The 16433-nt window shown below is 65.2% G+C and carries 12 protein-coding genes; 8 read left to right on the plus strand and 4 right to left on the minus strand.

The window, feature by feature from the left end; translation table 11 throughout:
* Positions 1–95 precede the first annotated feature (95 nt).
* The 8 genes from J1M87_RS20715 (at position 96) to J1M87_RS20750 (ending at position 11662) form a co-directional block, all read left to right on the plus strand.
* Entirely contained in the window at positions 96–701 is a 606-nt protein-coding gene (locus tag J1M87_RS20715; RefSeq protein WP_206491561.1) for an NUDIX hydrolase, read from the plus strand.
* Positions 698–3079 (plus strand): DUF6049 family protein, encoded by a 2382-nt coding sequence (locus J1M87_RS20720; protein WP_206491562.1) that lies wholly within the window; start codon positions 698–700, stop codon positions 3077–3079. The genes J1M87_RS20715 and J1M87_RS20720 overlap by 4 nt, the downstream gene beginning before the upstream one ends.
* Positions 3076–7356, plus strand: coding sequence for a murein biosynthesis integral membrane protein MurJ (locus tag J1M87_RS20725; protein ID WP_206491563.1), 4281 nt, complete (start codon positions 3076–3078; stop codon positions 7354–7356). The genes J1M87_RS20720 and J1M87_RS20725 overlap by 4 nt, the downstream gene beginning before the upstream one ends.
* Positions 7357–7455: 99 nt before the next feature.
* Positions 7456–8037, plus strand: coding sequence for an RNA polymerase sigma factor SigM (sigM, locus tag J1M87_RS20730; protein WP_206491564.1), 582 nt, complete (start codon positions 7456–7458; stop codon positions 8035–8037).
* A gap of 26 nt (positions 8038–8063) precedes the next feature.
* Complete coding sequence (locus J1M87_RS20735) at positions 8064–8834, plus strand: hypothetical protein (protein WP_206491565.1); 771 nt, start codon at positions 8064–8066, stop codon at positions 8832–8834.
* A 127-nt stretch (positions 8835–8961) separates the two neighbouring features.
* A complete protein-coding gene (gene trxB / locus J1M87_RS20740) occupies positions 8962–9951 on the plus strand; it encodes a thioredoxin-disulfide reductase (RefSeq protein ID WP_206491567.1) in 990 nt (329 codons plus the stop codon).
* Between the two features lie 47 nt (positions 9952–9998).
* Positions 9999–10331, plus strand: coding sequence for a thioredoxin (trxA, locus tag J1M87_RS20745; RefSeq protein WP_008711582.1), 333 nt, complete (start codon positions 9999–10001; stop codon positions 10329–10331).
* 137 nt (positions 10332–10468) lie between these two features.
* Positions 10469–11662, plus strand: a complete 1194-nt coding sequence (locus tag J1M87_RS20750; protein WP_206491585.1) for an N-acetylmuramoyl-L-alanine amidase — start codon at positions 10469–10471, stop codon at positions 11660–11662.
* A 25-nt stretch (positions 11663–11687) separates the two neighbouring features.
* On the opposite strand, the gene J1M87_RS20755 is transcribed toward J1M87_RS20750, so the two are convergent.
* The 4 genes from J1M87_RS20755 to rsmG all read right to left on the minus strand — a co-directional run bounded on the left by J1M87_RS20755 (position 11688) and on the right by rsmG (position 15444).
* The gene (locus tag J1M87_RS20755; protein WP_206491568.1) at positions 11688–12368 is read right to left on the minus strand and encodes a GNAT family N-acetyltransferase; all 681 of its coding nucleotides are present in this window, start codon (positions 12366–12368) and stop codon (positions 11688–11690) included.
* 224 nt (positions 12369–12592) lie between these two features.
* Positions 12593–13669, minus strand: a complete 1077-nt coding sequence (locus J1M87_RS20760) for a ParB/RepB/Spo0J family partition protein (protein ID WP_206491569.1) — start codon at positions 13667–13669, stop codon at positions 12593–12595.
* A 4-nt stretch (positions 13670–13673) separates the two neighbouring features.
* Complete coding sequence (locus tag J1M87_RS20765; protein WP_241257287.1) at positions 13674–14684, minus strand: ParA family protein; 1011 nt, start codon at positions 14682–14684, stop codon at positions 13674–13676.
* 82 nt (positions 14685–14766) lie between these two features.
* Positions 14767–15444, minus strand: a complete 678-nt coding sequence (gene rsmG, locus J1M87_RS20770) for a 16S rRNA (guanine(527)-N(7))-methyltransferase RsmG (protein WP_206491570.1) — start codon at positions 15442–15444, stop codon at positions 14767–14769.
* Positions 15445–16433: the final 989 nt, after the last annotated feature.

Here is a 16433-nt window from a genome sequence, read left to right on the forward strand (position 1 = left end):
GTGGAAGAGCCTACTGGCGCTACGACGAAGGGATTGTCTGGGCCACTGGGTGCGGCACGGCAGAACAGTGCCCGCAGGCAACTAGTATCGATTGGGTGTCTGCTGCCGAACGATCGAACAGGAGCCGCCGCAACCCGCGGCGGCGTCAGACACGCGCCGACACCGAACCACCCAAACTGCGCACCGTCCGAGAGACCTCCGCGGGCGGCCTGGTGGTCGCCGGCCTCGACGGTCCACCCGCCACCCGCTGCGCCGCCCTGATCGGCCGCACCGACCGTCGCGGTCGCCTGCTCTGGTCCCTGCCCAAGGGACACATCGAGCACGGTGAAACCGCCGAACAGACGGCCATGCGTGAGGTTGCCGAGGAAACCGGAATCCGCGGAACCGTCCTGGCCTCGTTGGGCAGCATCGACTACTGGTTCGTCACCGAGGGCCGACGCGTCCACAAGACCGTTCACCACTACCTGCTGCGATTTCTCGGCGGCGAACTCTCCGACGAGGACCTCGAAGTCACCGAGGTCGCCTGGGTGCCGCTCAGCGAGCTGCCGTCTCGGCTCGCCTACGCGGACGAACGCAAACTGGCCGCCATCGCCGACCGCCTCATCGCACACATGAACAACGGTGACATCGACGACGGTGACATCGACGACGGCACCACCACCAGCGGAAAACCGAGCGCACCCACCCCCGGCGGGAAGTGATCGTGCGGGCCCGGAAGGTCACTGCCGCCGCACTGACCTCGATTTTTCTTGCCGCAGCACCAGCGGTCGGCATGGCGACGATGCTCCCCGGGCAGCTTCCCGATGCCGCCGCCCAGCCCGATACGTCCACCGGCGAGACCAGCACCTTTCCCGACACTCCCAGGACGCAGGCAGGTAACCCCTTCCTCACGCTCAGCATCGACACCGTCGCGCCCTCCACTGTCACCACCACCAGCGACCCGTTCGTCACGGTCCGCGCGACCGTCACCAACACCGGAGACCGATCCGTCGAGGACGTCGGCGTCCGCATGCAGGCCGCCGCCGCGATAGACACCACCGCAGGACTACGCACCTCGCTGACCCTCGACCAGGACAGCTTCGACCGCGTCGGCGAGTTCGTCACGGTCGCCGACGCCTTGGAGGAGGGCGAGAGCCGCCAGTTCGACATGTCGATGCCGCTGCGCAGCACCACCGAGGCCTCGCTCGGAATCGACGCGCCCGGCGTCTACCCGCTGCTGCTCAACGTCAACGGCACACCCGAATACGGCGGAACGGCCCGCCTGGACGACGCCCGCTTCCTGCTTCCGGTCGTGGGACTGCCCCGAAACCCCGGTGAGCAGGATCCCCTGGCACCCGACGCGACGCCACTACCGCCGAACACCCGAAACCCCGTCGCGATGACGGTGCTGTGGCCACTCGCCGACAAACCCCGCCTCGCCGCCGGATCACCCGGTTCGGTCGACGAGCGAGTTCGACTGATCGACGACGACCTGGCCGGCGAGCTCGCCGAAGGCGGACGACTCGACACCCTGCTCAAAGCTGTGGAGTTCGCGACGAAGCCGGCCCTGGACCCGGGTGGCAATCTGGCCTCCAGCCTGTGTCTCGGCATCGACCCCGACCTGCTGGTCACGGTCTCGAACATGACCCGCGGCTATCTCGTGGTCGACAATCCGGCCGATCCGGCCAGCACCGCTCGTGAAGGCACGGGCAGCGCCGCCGCAGCCCAGTGGCTCGCACGCCTGGAAACGCTCGCATCGAACACCTGCGTGACGGCACTGCCGTTCGCGCAAACCGACCTGGGCGCGGTGGCCGACATCGACGACGCCGCCCTGCGCAGCGGCGCGATCGCCGCTCCGGCGGACATCGTCGACGGCATCCTCGGAATCACCTCGACCCGAGGCTTCACCTGGAGCACCACCGGCGGCGTCGACGCCGATACCGCCGAGGCCCTTCGAACCGCGGGCACCAACACCGTGCTGGTGGCCGACAACAGCGTCAGCCCGCCCACCTCGGCACCGATGTCGCTGCTCGACCCGACGACCGCACCCACGTCGACGCTGGCCGCCACCCAGTACGACGCCGCCACCGCAGCGGCGCTGGCAGGCGTCGGTTCCACACCGTCCACTCCACCGCTGACTCCCGCCGAACAACGCTTCGACCTCGACACGGACTCACGCACAGCACGTCTGCAGGACGCACTCGGGGCCGTCAACTTCCATGCGCTCGTCGGTACCGACCGGCCGGGCCGAACCGTCACCGTCGCGCCGCCGCAGTACTGGACCGCGGGGGCAGACGAGCCCTCGGCCATTCTGTCCTCGATGTCCTCGCTGCTGCGTTCGGGATTGGCGACGCCGCGGCCACTGTCCGCGCTACTGGCCGAGCCCGCCTCGGGACCACCGGTGACCAGTATCGATGCGGGGACCGAGTTCGACGCCGGCACCAACGAGCTGGTCCGATCGCAGAGCGCTCGGGTCGAGACCTTGATGCAGTCGCTCGTCGAAGATCCCCAGTCGCCGCTGACCCCACGCCTGTACGCCGCGCCATTGCGTGAGGACATGCTCCGCGCCCTGACGACCGCCGGTCGAGCCAGTTCGGCCGACGACGACGCACGAAACGCTGCGCGCACCCGACTCGCCGCCACCCGAATCGGCCTCGACACCATCTACGGATCGGTCACCGTCCTGGCTCCTGGCGGTGTGTACACCCTCGCCTCCGAGCAGAGCCCCCTCCTACTCGTCGCCCGCAACGACCTTCCTATCCCCGTCAACGTGCTGCTCCGAGTCGACGCGCCGCCGGAAATGACGATCAGCGACGTCGGCGTCACCCAGCTCCCGGCCCGTGGATCACGAACCATCACCGTCCCGGCCGAGGTCGACGACACTCGAAACCTGTCCGTCGATTTCTCCGTCACCACCCTCGACGGCACCAGGCTCGGCGAGGTGTCGACAGTGTCCGTACGGTCGAACGCATACGGCCAGGCCCTGGCCATAATTACCGCTTGCGCCGGTGCTCTCCTACTGTTGCTTGCAGGTCGACGACTGTGGCATCGATTCAGAGGGCAACCCGACCCGGCCGACGAAGGGTACGAGAGACCATGACAGGCAACGTCCCGTACGACGGCGACCTGCCGCGGTCACGCATGCCCGCAGCACAGGTCTTCCGGCGCACGACCGCGCCCCGGTCCGCGCCCTGGGAACGGCGGGCGCAGCCGGAGCTGCGCTCGTACCCGGCACCGCCGCCGCTCGACGGTCAGCCCGCCGCCGACGACACCATCACCCAGCTGATTCCGCGGTTTCGTGACGAGGATTACCCGCAGGCACCGTCCGGAACGGTTCCACCGACGAAGATCCCGCCGGGCGGGTCCGAGCCGTCACCGCAGCCCGAACCCGCACCGCAGAAGTCCCTACTGGCAGCGTCGGGTTCGATCGCCGTAGCGACCCTGGTCAGCCGCATCACCGGCTTCGCCAAGCAGGTCGCCATGACGGCCACCCTCGGTGCGGCGCTGGCCAGTGCGTTCACCGTCTCGACGATCCTGCCGAACATGATCTCCGAGCTCGTCCTCGGCGCCGTGCTCGGAGCGATCGTCGTTCCGGTGTTGGTCCGAGCCGAGCAGGAGGACGCCGACGGCGGACGGGCATTCGTTCGACGCCTGTTCACTCTCGCGGTGGCGCTGCTCGGAACCGTGGCGCTGGCGGCAACGATCGCGGCCCCGCTGCTGGCGCGGCTGATGCTCGACGGTGATCCGAAGGTCAACGAGGACCTGACCATCGCGTTCACCTATCTGGTGCTGCCCGCGCTGATGTTCTACGGCCTGTCCGGCCTGCTCACGGCCGTGCTCAACACCCGGCAGAACTTCAAGCCCGGAGCCTGGGCACCGGTGTTCAACAACCTGATCGTGCTCGCGGTCTTCGCCCTGTACCCCTTCGTTCCGGGCGAGATCACTCTGAACACGATCGAGATGAGCAACCCCAAAATCCTCGTCCTCGGCCTCGGCGTCACCGCCGGTGTCATCACCCAGGTCGCTGCGCTGATCCCGGCTCTGCGGCGCGAACGCATCGACCTGCGCCCGCTGTGGGGATTCGACGAACGACTGAAGAAGTTCGGCGCGATGGCCGCCGCGATCGTGCTCTACGTCGTCATCAGCCAGATCGGGCTGATCGTGGCCACCAGGATCGCGTCGGGCACCGACGATGCCAGCAACGTGATCTACTCACAAGCCTGGATCGTGCTGCAGCTGCCCTACGGCATCCTCGGCGTGACCGTCCTGACGGCCATCATGCCCAGGCTCAGCCGCAACGCCGCGAACGGCGACACACCCTCGGTCGTCGACGATCTCTCGGTCGCCACTCGGCTGACGATGGTCGCGCTGGTACCGATCGTGGTGTTCCTGACCTTCGCGGGGCCGTGGGTGGGCCAGGCGCTGTACGGCTTCGGCCGGTTCGCCGACGTCGCGCCCAGGCTCGGCGAGGCCGTGAGCTGGTCGGCGTTCTCCCTCATCCCGTACGCCCTCGTCCTGATCCACCTCCGCGTGTTCTACGCCCGCGAGAAAGCCTGGACACCGACCTGGATCATCCTCGGCATCACGGCCGTCAAGATCGGGCTCTCCCTGCTTGCCCCGATCCTCGCGTCCTCGCCCGAGCAGGTGGTGCTGCTGCTCGGCGCAGCGACCGGCCTGGGCTACACCATCGGCGCGATCATCGGCGGATATCTGCTGCACAAGAGCCTGGGCAGCCTGCGGATGGCCAACGTCGGCAAGACCGTCTGGCTGGTTCTGATCGCCTCACTGGCCGGTGGCGCAGCCATGCTCGCGATCGATCAGGTCCTCGGCCTCGACGGGGCGATGAACGGCTGGCTGGGCAACTTCCTGCGCGTCGCGATCGACGCCGTTGTAATGCTCGGCATCACGTTCTCGATACTCTGGTTCGGGAAGATCCCCGAAGTACTCGCGGTCACCGTGGCGCTGAGCCGCATCGTTCGCAGATTCCGCGGTGCGCACGATCGGCAGGACGCAGATCCGGCCTCGGCAGAAACCGGCGTCATTCCGGTTATTCGAACCGAGGCCACAAGGGACACTGCGCGGGATCGGCTCCCGTACCCTGGTCATCGGCGCCCGGGGGCACAAGCCAACGAAGGTCGACCGTTTGCAGAACAACACGGGGCATATACGCCTGAAGGAGTGACAGTGACCGACGACGATGTTGCTGGGGGGCCGGCGCAGTCTCCAGCAAACGAAGCCGACCGAACGAGCGGCGGAGTCGAAGTCGACACCCAGAACCGCGCCGACTCCGAAGCAGGTGAGGCTGCGTCTGCTGCCAAGACCCCGTCCTCGTCCACGACACCAGCTTCCTCGAAGGATGCGGCACCCTCGAAGACGCCTGCACCCCCTAAAACGCCTGCGCCCGAGAAGCCACAGAGCGCCGCCGAGAAGCCCGAACAGGGCACCGAGAAGTCGGGCGAGAAGACCACCTCCGACAAGCGGCCTCCGAAGCCCGTCGACAAGACGATTGCCATTTCCAAGGCCACGCTGGCCTCGCGCCCGACCGACAAGACGATCTCGATTTCCAAGGCACAACTGCCGCCCGAGACTGCAGCCGACGAGAAGGCAGCGAAGGACTCGAAGACAGAGTCTGCCTCCCCGAGCGAGCCCAGCACCGAATCCGAGTCCGCAGCCGATTCTGCGGCGAAGGCGGCAGCGGACAAACCGGCAGAGCCCGCCGACACGGCAAGCACCGCCGACAAAGCAGGCAAGGTCGACAAGGCAGGCACAGCCGAGGACGCCGACAAGGCAGACCAGCCGGCCACCCCCGAGGACGCGTCCGAGCGCACTCTGCGCGGACCCACCCTCATTCCTGGTGCCTCCGTCGCCGGTGGCCGGTATCGACTACTGGTGCCGCACGGCGGCGCGCGTGGCCTCAAATTCTGGCAAGCCCACGACGTCAAACTCGATCGCGAGGTCGCGCTGACGTTCGTCGATGCCGAACAGCAGTCCACCGCGTCACCCAACGACCGCACCGAGGGGCCACAGGCCATCCTCTCGCGCACGCTACGGCTGGGCCGAATCAACTCACCCGGCCTCGCACGCGTGCTCGACGTGGTGCGCGGCAGCTCGGGTGGCATCGTCGTGGCGGAATGGACTCCCGGCCGATCGCTACGCGAAATGGCCGACACCGTGCCGTCACCCACCGGTGCTGCTCGCGCGATCAAGGTGCTCGCTGCGGCAGCCGAGGCGGCACACCGCAGTGGTGGTGCATTGTCGATCGATCATCCCGATCGTGTGCGCATCAGCTCCAGTGGCAACGCTGTGTTGGCATTCCCGGCGACCTTGGCCGACGCCGATCCCAGCTCGGATGTCCGCGGGCTCGGCGCGATGCTCTATGCACTGATCACGGCCAGATGGCCGCTGTCCGACGCCACCGGCGCAGCCGTCGTGTCCGGCGAGGGCAGCCCGGCTCGCAGCGTCGGCGGCATGCGTCCGGCCGACCGCGACGACGAGGGCACCCCGCTCGAGCCGAGACAGGTTCGTCCGGATGTTCCGTTCGAGATTTCCGCCGTCGCCGTGCGGGCGCTGGAGCAGAACAGTGGTATCCGCACGGCCGCCACCGTGCAGCACGTCCTCGACCAGGCGGCCGTCGTCAACGACAAGACCGATCTGATGCCGGCTCTTCGGTTGGGACAACGCGCACCGGGTGCCAGCGGCCACTCTCTTGCCGACCCCGAGGAGATCGCCGCCGAAAAGGCGAAATCGACCCGTACGAACATCGCCATCGCAGTTCTCGGCGCGCTGACGGTGGTCATTCTCGCGTTCGCCGGCTACTGGTTGTTCACCTCGATCGCCGGTGACAGCAACGACACGCCCCTCGACACCCAGGAGTTCGGTCTGACGACTCCGGCCGAGGCACCGCCCACGGGCGATACCGCTGCGCCGCCCGCACCGGAAGCGACGGGTGGCCCGGTCGCCCTCGACGGAGTCAGTGTCTTCTCCCCGCAGGGATCTGCCGACAACCCCGGCTCGGCCGGCAATGCGATCGACAACGACCCTGCCACGGCGTGGACCACCGACAGCTACTTCCAGCAGTTCCCGGCCCTCAAGAACGGCGTCGGCCTGCTCGTCTCCATCCCGTCGACCCAGCTGAAGAACGCGTGGATCGAGTCGACATCGCCGGGAACCGTCGTCGAGATCAGGTCGGCACCCAACGGCTCTCCCAGCCTGAGCGACACCACCCTGCTCGGTGAAGCCACCCTGCAGAACGGCAGAACCGATATCGCTCTCGACGACGTGGAGCCCACCGCCGACGTACTCGTCTGGATCACCAAACTCGGAGAGCAGGGCGGCCGCATCGCCACCTCGATCTCCGAGATCGGTTTCGACTCCTGAACCCAACGACCGGTCCGCAATTCGGGCTTGTTTCGTACTTCATGGTCTTCATGGCCTAGGCTCCCCCCAGTGCGTTAACACGGGGGGAGCCGTTTTCGTATGACCGAACGTATCGATTCGGCGCCAGGGGAGCGCACGGATGCGGACCTGCTGGCTGCTCATGCGGCCGGGGAGCCGAACGCATTTGCGACATTGATCTACCGGCATCACGAGCATCTGTGGCTGACGGCTCGCCGAACGAGTTATACGGCCGAGGACGCGTCCGACGCGTTGCAGGAGGCGCTGCTCTCCGCACATCGCACGGCCGGGTCGTTTCGGGCGGACGCCGCAGTGCGCAGCTGGTTGCACAAGATCGTCGTCAATGCCTGCCTGGACCGCATCCGGCGGAACAAAGCACGACCCTCGGTTCCGCTGAGCGAGAACGAAAGTCACGAGCCGGCCTCTCCGAGAGACCACATCTCCGAGACCGAAACCACCATCGTGGTTCGGCAGGCGCTGATGGCGTTGCCACCCGATCAGCGTGCAGCCGTCGTGATCGTGGACATGGAGGGATACTCGGTGGCCGACGCCGCCACATTGCTCGGGGTGCCCATCGGTACCGTCAAGAGTCGATGCGCGCGTGGTCGACTCAAGCTCTCGTCCCAGCTCGCTTACTTGAAAGACGCAGGGAACCGAATCTAGCGCGCTCGCGTCTATACCGTGTGAGAGTGAAAGTAGATTCGGTGAGGGGAGGCAACACCATGTCGTCGGACACCGACGTCGAGCACGCTGCCCCGTTCTCGCCGGAACTACTTGCCGAACTGCACGCGGACGCACTGCCCGAGGACGTCAGCAGCCGGCTGTGGCCTCTGGTCCTCCGCGACGAGGAGTCGATGCGTGTACTCGCCGGTCTCGACGCCGTGACGGCTCGATTGCACGAGGTGGGCGAGGACACACGGGGGACGCTGCCCGTTCCGCCCGAGGTCGCCGAGCAGATCGGTCGAACGATCTGCGGCGTCGAACGCACCGCTCGGCCGGAGGACCACTCCGTCGTGGTTCCGCTCCGCCCACGCAGACGCTACGCCGTGCTCGGAAGTGCCGCTGCCGCAGCGCTTCTCATCGGTGGTTCCATCGCCTTCGCTGCACTGTGGAACAACCAGGACACCCAGGACTCCGTTGTTGCCGGCCCTGTGGCTGCTCCCGACGGGTCACTGACGATCGATTCGGCGGACGTGGACTCCGGTGTCGCGTTCAGCATCATCGGCAAACACGATTCCGGCGTCCTCTCCGATCCAGCCGATCTCACTGCGTGCCTGGCGGCCAACGACCTCGACCCCGCGACCACGGTGCTCGGTTCGACTCAGGTCCGGATCGACGGCCGAAGCGGAACCCTGCTCGTCCTCGCCGGTCCGCAACCAGCCCAGCTCATCGCTCTGGCTGTCGGCAACGACTGCAGTGCGACCAACCCGGACGTACTGACGCGGCGCGATATCGGCTGACACACCGCTCACCGGGGAACAACTGCCTCTAGGGTGGTGTTGATCAGGTGTACGTCGACCGACGTGTGCAGTGCGCACTCGGCTGTCGGCACCCCAGTACACGCCGCACAAGATCGGAAGGTCTGCATTGAGTACCCCCAAGGTTCACGATCTCATCATCGTCGGTTCGGGACCGGCCGGATACACCGCCGGTGTCTACGCGGCCCGCGCCGAACTCGAACCGATCCTGTTCGAGGGAACGCAGTTCGGCGGTGCGCTCATGACGACGACCGAGGTCGAGAACTTCCCCGGGTTCCGCGAGGGCATCATGGGCCCGGATCTGATGGAACAGATGCGCGAGCAGGCCGCACGCTTCGGTGCCGACATTCGCACCGAGGACGTCGAAGAACTCGACCTCACCGGCCCGATCAAGACCGTCTCGGCGGGCGGCGAAACGTACCAGGCGCGCGCGATCATCCTCGCGATGGGCGCAGCCGCTCGCTACCTGTCCGTTCCGGGTGAGGAGAAGTTGCTCGGCCGCGGCGTCAGCGCCTGTGCCACCTGCGACGGTTTCTTCTTCCGCGACCAGGACATCGCCGTCATCGGCGGCGGCGACTCGGCGATGGAGGAGGCGACGTTCCTCACTCGATTCGCTCGTAGTGTCACGATCGTGCACCGCCGCAGTGAGTTCCGCGCCTCGCGCATCATGCTCGAGCGCGCCAAGAGCAACGACAAGATCCGATTCCTCACCGACACCAAGGTGCTCGAGGTCCTGGGCGAGACGAGCGTCACCGGAATTTCGCTCGAGCACGCGGAGACCGGAGAGAAGTCGACCCTGGACGTGACCGGAATGTTCGTCGCGATCGGGCACGATCCCCGCAGCGAACTGGTCAAGGGCCAGGTCGAACTCGACGACGCCGGTTACGTCAAAGTCTCTTCGCCGACCGCGGCCACCTCGATCGAGGGCGTTTTCGCGGCGGGCGACCTCGTCGATCACGTGTATCAGCAGGCCATCACCGCTGCCGGTACGGGTTGTACCGCCTCGATCGACGCGGAGCGTTGGCTGGCCGAGCAGGGCGACATCACCACCAACACGCTCGCCAACGCCGACCGACCGGTCGACGCCGTCACCGCCTGATCAAGTCCGCATTTCACATCCAGTTTTCATACCTCGAGGAGATAGACATGTCCGACGACAAGAGCACAGTCACCATCACCGATGCATCGTTCGTCGATGATGTATTGACCAGCGAAAAGCCCGTCTTGGTCGACTTCTGGGCAACCTGGTGCGGCCCGTGCAAGATGGTTGCTCCGGTTCTCGAGGAGATTGCTGCCGAGCACAAGGACAAGCTCACCATCGCCAAGCTCGACATCGACGCCAACCCGCAGGCCGCACGTGACTTCAAGGTCATGTCCATTCCGACGCTCATCCTGTTCCAGGGTGGCAAGCCGGTGAAGCAGATCGTGGGCGCCAAGGGCAAGGCCGCGCTGCTCAAGGACCTCGAAGGCGTTATCTGATTCACTTCGCCAGCATGTGGATTGCAGCGGAAGGCAGTCTTTCTGCGACAATCATCTGATGTGCCGATGCTCAGCGTCGGCACATCAGCCGCATCAACATGTGGTTTCAGTCGCAACGATGGAGAGGCGTGTCGAGGATGCAGGAGCTCAGTCACGGCGATTCCGGTCCCGCCGTCGCCGAGGTTCGTGGCACGCTCTCGGCGCTCGGCTTTCTCCATGAAGCTGTGGTTCCCCCCGGCCCGATGGACGACGGTCACTGGACCGCCCCCGGTTCGGTCTTCGACGGTGCCCTCGGCGGGGCCGTCCGCGCCTTCCAGCAACACCGCGGTCTGTTGGTCGACGGGGTAGTCGGTCCGGCCACATATCGCGCATTGAAGGAAGCGTCGTACCACCTCGGTGCGAGAACCCTCATCTACCAGTTGTCGGCTCCGCTGTACGGAGACGATGTCGCGTCCTTGCAGACGCGACTTCAGGACCTCGGTTTCTACAGCGACCGTGTCGACGGCTTCTTCGGTCCCCGGACTCACGAGGGCCTGTCCTCGTTCCAGCGTGAGATCGGACTCGCGCCGGATGGTATCTGCGGACCGGCCACGCTCCGTTCCCTCGATCTGCTCGGTACCCGCGTCACCGGCGGATCACCGCACGCCATGAGCGAAGAGGAACTCGTCCGCAAGTCCGGCCCGCAGCTGACCGGCAAGCGCATCGTCATCGATCCCGATCTCGGCGGCGCCGACACCGGCCGCATCGTCGACGGTTCTCTGGGGCGAGTGTCCGAATCGGAGATCCTGTGGGACTTGGCGAGTCGCCTCGAAGGACGAATGGCTGCGACGGGAATGGAGACCTTCCTCTCGCGCGCCCGCGGCAGCAATCCCTCGGTAGCCGATCGAGCCGAGACGGCCAATGCATGGGGTGCCGATCTGATGATCTCGTTGCGGTGCGCATCGAGTTCCAGCCCGGTTGCCAATGGTGTCGCGAGCTTCCACTTCGGAAATTCGCATGGTTCCACGTCCATGATCGGCCAGGTTCTCACCAGCTACGTGCAGCGTGAGATCGTCGCTCGCACACCGTTACTCGACTGCCGCAGTCATGGCCGAACCTGGGATCTGTTGCGGCTGACCAACATGCCGACCATTCAGATCGATCTGGGATACCTCACCAACGAATCCGACGTCGAGGTGCTGAGCGATCCCCGGTACCGCGACATCATCGCCGAGGCAATCCTGATTGCCGTCAAGCGTCTGTACCTTCTGGGTCAGGACGACCAGCCGACCGGAACGTTCACCTTCGCCGAGTTGCTCGCCGAGGAACTCGCCGCCGCCGACCGTCCCTGAACCCGGACGATGTGACCGCCCGCTCTCAGCGGGCGCCCACGGTGGATTTCTGTTCGATATCGACGACGGAAATGCTGGCCGCGATGAGCAACTGCTCGAGCGCAGATTCGACGTCCTGTTTCCAACCGTGATCGCGATCGAGTTCGAGCCGCAGTCGCGGAAATCTCTGGTGGGGTGCAATCACTTCGAAGCCGACCTTTTCGAGGAAGTCCGCTTCGATCATGCAGGTCGACGCCGAGCATGTGAGATGGGCAGTGGCGTTCGGAACCGCCGGTGCCGCGTCGTCGGCATTGTGCCGAATGCCGAATGCTTCGAGCGCGCGAACTCCTCGATTGACGAGGTCACCCACGACCGCCTGAATCAGGGTGGCCGAGTGCACGTCGGGATTGTCTGCCGAATCGATCCGTAACTGCGTCAGCAGAACCGCGTCGTGACTGACGGGTGATGTGGGGAAGGTCGATGCCCGGGGGACCGCACGTGGTGGGCAATAGAGCGCGCATCCGATCGTCTTGCCGTCGGCCGACAACAGCTGCCCACACGATCCCCACTCGAGCATGATGGTCGACAGCCACACTTCGTTCTCGAATTCGAGATCGACCGAGGAACTGTCCGACGCCGGATCGAGTACCCAGAAGCTGCACCGCCGCGAATGCGCCGGCAAATGTTCGAACGATCCGAGCGTCACACCGGTCACCATCGCCGACACCGCGTACCTCTGCCTTCGTGCACTCGTTCCAACCCGAGAATTCTCCTTCGGAGCCGACACTCTCCTCGACAAGGATAGGTGACTCCGCGGCCCACTCCACCGGGCGGACCCGGTAGCCGAAATACAGTGCATAACAACATATTTCGACCGAAACTCGAACTTTCGCGACCAGCTACGTCACAGTGACGTTTCGGTCGCGTATGACTGGTCCTGAAAAATCGCGGCTACTTTTTCTTCTGTGCTTCCATCATCTCGACGATCCTCTCGAGGTCGTCCACCGACCCGAATTCGACGACGATCTTGCCTTTTCGCTTACCCAGACTGACGGTGACCCGTGTGTCGAAGGAATCCGAAAGCCGATCGGCGACGTCCTGGAGGCCCGGCATCTGAATCGGCTTACGCCGGGGTGCCGGTTCCGGGCTCTTGCCGTCTTCCCTGTTGATGAGAGTGACGGCTTCTTCCGTCGCGCGGACCGAGAGACCCTCGGCCACGATGCGTGCCGCCAAGGTTTCCTGGGCATCCGATCCGGCGTCCAACGACAGCAATGCGCGGGCGTGCCCGGCCGAGAGAACGCCTGCTGCCACTCGCCGTTGCACCGGAATCGGCAGTCTCAACAACCGGATCATGTTGGTGACGACCGGACGTGATCGACCGATTTTCGCCGCCAACTCCTCGTGCGTGACGTCGAATTCCTCGAGCAGCTGCTGATACGCGGCTGCTTCTTCGAGCGGATTGAGCTGTACCCGATGAATGTTCTCGAGCAATGCATCGCGCAGCATTGCGTCGTCTGCCGTCTCGCGGACGATCGCCGGGATCGATTCGAGGCCCGCTTCCTGGCTCGCGCGCCACCGACGCTCACCCATGACGAGCTGATATTTCGCGTCTCCGGCGGCTGCCGAACCCGACACCAGGCGAACGACAATGGGCTGCATGAGCCCGAATTCGCGGATCGAGTGCACCAATTCGCCGAGCGATTCATCATCGAAGACGTGTCGCGGCTGCTTGGGATTGGCTTCGATTCGGTCCGGTGCGATCTCGCGGTACACGGCACCGACAGGGGAGAGGTCCTCACCGCTGAGCACCGGTGGGGTCGGCGTAGGTGCCGTCGCGGTCTCGGTGGTGTCGTCCGCCGAGGCACTCTGCTTGGACTTGGTGGAGGTGTCCGGTCGATCCGGTGCGTGGCGGTCGGCACCGATGATCACGTCCGCGGCAGCGTTGCCCAGACGCGGACCGGCATCGGGGCCGGTAGGGATGAGCGAGGCCAGACCACGACCGAGGCCACCTTTGCGCGTTTGACTCATCTGGTTACTTCTTTCGTGCTTGTTCGATGCCGGCCGAGCGGGCGGCCATTTCGCGTCCCGCGTCCAAGTAACTCATGGCACCTCGTGAACCGGGGTCGTAATCGAGCACCGTCATGCCGTAGCCGGGTGCCTCGGAGACCTTGACGCTCCGCGGTATGACGGCCCGCAGGACGGCATCGCCGAAGTGCTTGCGGACCTCTTCCGCTACCTGATCCGCCAATTTCGTACGACCGTCGTACATCGTCAGGATCACCGTGGACACGTGCAGTTCGGGATTCAAATGGGACTGCACCAGCTCGATATTGCGGAGCAGCTGACCCACACCTTCGAGGGCGTAGTACTCGCACTGAATCGGAATCAGCACCTCGGTCGCAGCGACGAGTGCGTTGACCGTCAGCAGACCGAGCGAGGGTGGGCAGTCGATGAGGATGAAATCTGCGTCGATTCCTGCGAGCTCCTCGACCGACAACGCCGTCTTGAGGCGCCCTTCGCGAGCGACCATCGACACCAGTTCGATCTCGGCCCCGGCAAGATCGATGGTTGCCGGGATGCAGTACAGGCGCTCGCTGTGTGGGCTCTGCTGCACCGCGTCCTTGGCGCTCACTTCACCGATGAGGACCTCGTAGCTCGACGGCACACCGGAGTGATGCTCGACGCCCAGAGCGGTGCTGGCGTTGCCCTGCGGGTCCAGATCGACCACCAGGACCGTCAGTCCTTGGAGCGCCAGAGCGGCAGCCAGGTTCACAGCGGTGGTGGTCTTGCCGACCCCACCCTTCTGATTGGCGATCGTCAGCATTCGTCGTTTCGCCGGCTTGGGGAGCGATACAGATCCGGGATGCAGAACCTGACTGGCCCGATGGGCGGCGGCACCGATCGGAGTGTCGTTCGGTGAGATCGCGTTGGTGTACTCGAACCCGGAACTCGACTTCACCTCCGAACCGCCTTCGGACGAACTCGTAGTGTTCTGCTTGGATGCTGTTTCACGTGAAACAGCGGGATCGGACCCACCCGACATATGTGCTCCTTAGTGCGGAACTGACTGTGTTCAATACGGTCGATAGGAACGAGCGCGGGATGTGCGGACCCACGATCGATATTCAATGACGACTCAGTCTCCGCGGCTGACGCACCGCTCTGACGACGATGGTGGGAGTGGGCAACAGGCCCACTCCGCACTCCACTACCTCCAGCTTGCCAGCACCCATCCGAGTCAGGGAAGCCCGGTCTCGTTCGATCTCTTCTCCGGCGCTCGATCCCTTCAGAGCCAACATCCGCCCGTTCTCGTGAACGAGAGGAAGTGACCACTTGGCAAGCTTCTCCAACGGTGCCACGGCTCTCGACGTGACGACGTCTGCACCGCCTGCTTCCTTCTTGACCCCCGGTTGTTCGGCGCGGCCGCGAACGACCAACACGTCCAGATCATGCTCGTCGATGAACTCGGCGAGATACACCGTCCGGCGAAGAAGCGGCTCGACGAGCGTCACGCGCAGATCGGGTCGGGCAATCGCCAACGGGATCCCGGGCAACCCCGCACCGCTTCCGATATCCACCACGGTCTCACCTTCGTCGATGAGCTCACCGATCGCGGCACAGTTGAGGATGTGACGCTCCCACAATCGTGGGACCTCACGCGGTCCGATGAGTCCCCGCTCGACACCAGCTGTCGCGAGCGAGTCGTGATATCTCCGCGCCAACTCGAGCCGATCCCCGAAAACCTGCTCCGCGACGGCCATCAGCTGGTTGCTATCCGAGGGTTCTTGTTCCACGTGAAACATCTTCCCGTGCCCAGACTCGGATCGCCAAACGACATCGCTGTAACACCGGCGCGCCGTCTCATTTCTTCCGCCGAACGGCGATGCCGGTGCACCAGAGAGTCCACGACGGATGACCGGTTCGGTCGGCCGGCGACGCGACCGGTCCTCGTACGCAATCAGCCACTCGCGCTCGAATAGACACAGAGTCGGCACCGCCGGGCAACGAGATTCCGACCAACGGGAATCCAACCAACCGACCATCCATCACAAGGGGTCGAGCCGCCACCCAGATCCAACGCGCGCACGATCGGGCACGACCCACAGTCGGTCATATGGTTCGGGGACCCGGCACATGTTTCACGTGAAACCGAACGACGCGATCCTCGACACGGATCGACGCCGGCGGTCCGAACCCGGGGACGACAACGCATCTCTGGGACACCGATTAATCGGCGTCCGTCCGACGCGAACCAGTCGACGGGGGAGCGGTTACCGAAGACGCCGTTACCCTGTCTCGTGCCAGTGTTCTGATCGCCGCTCCACTCGCCATTCACTCGGTGTCGAGCGTCGCTCTGTCGATCGCTTCTGCAACTCTGCATCGGCTACGGGCTCGATTGGACGGCCACCGGTCTGTTGCCGGTCCGCGCACAACTCCGCATCCTCTGTCTCCGAACGGCCCGCCCATGTCGCGTTGGAGCCGGACCGTCCCGGTCAACGTTTCACGTGAAACTTGGCGGACCGGGAAAGTCATGTCGCCCGGCTGCTAAACCGACTCGCCGTAGATCGCTGTCCGCCGGGGAGAACCGAGGTCCTGCGGTCACGAAATCGCAGCCGATTGATCCGATCACCACCCCACGGCGGAACACCGTTTCACGTGAAACCGACGTCCACCGGAGAGCACCAGAAGTCGACACGCGTCCACGGTCGACAGGTGCCGGTCGAAAGGAACCAAGCCGAACAGGAACCAGCCGATGAAGGTGCTGTCGAACCGGGCGGGGGTCGAACCGGGC

Origin of the sequence: Rhodococcus sp. KRD162, assembly GCF_017168335.1 — a bacterium.
In the GTDB taxonomy this organism is placed as follows: domain Bacteria; phylum Actinomycetota; class Actinomycetes; order Mycobacteriales; family Mycobacteriaceae; genus Rhodococcoides.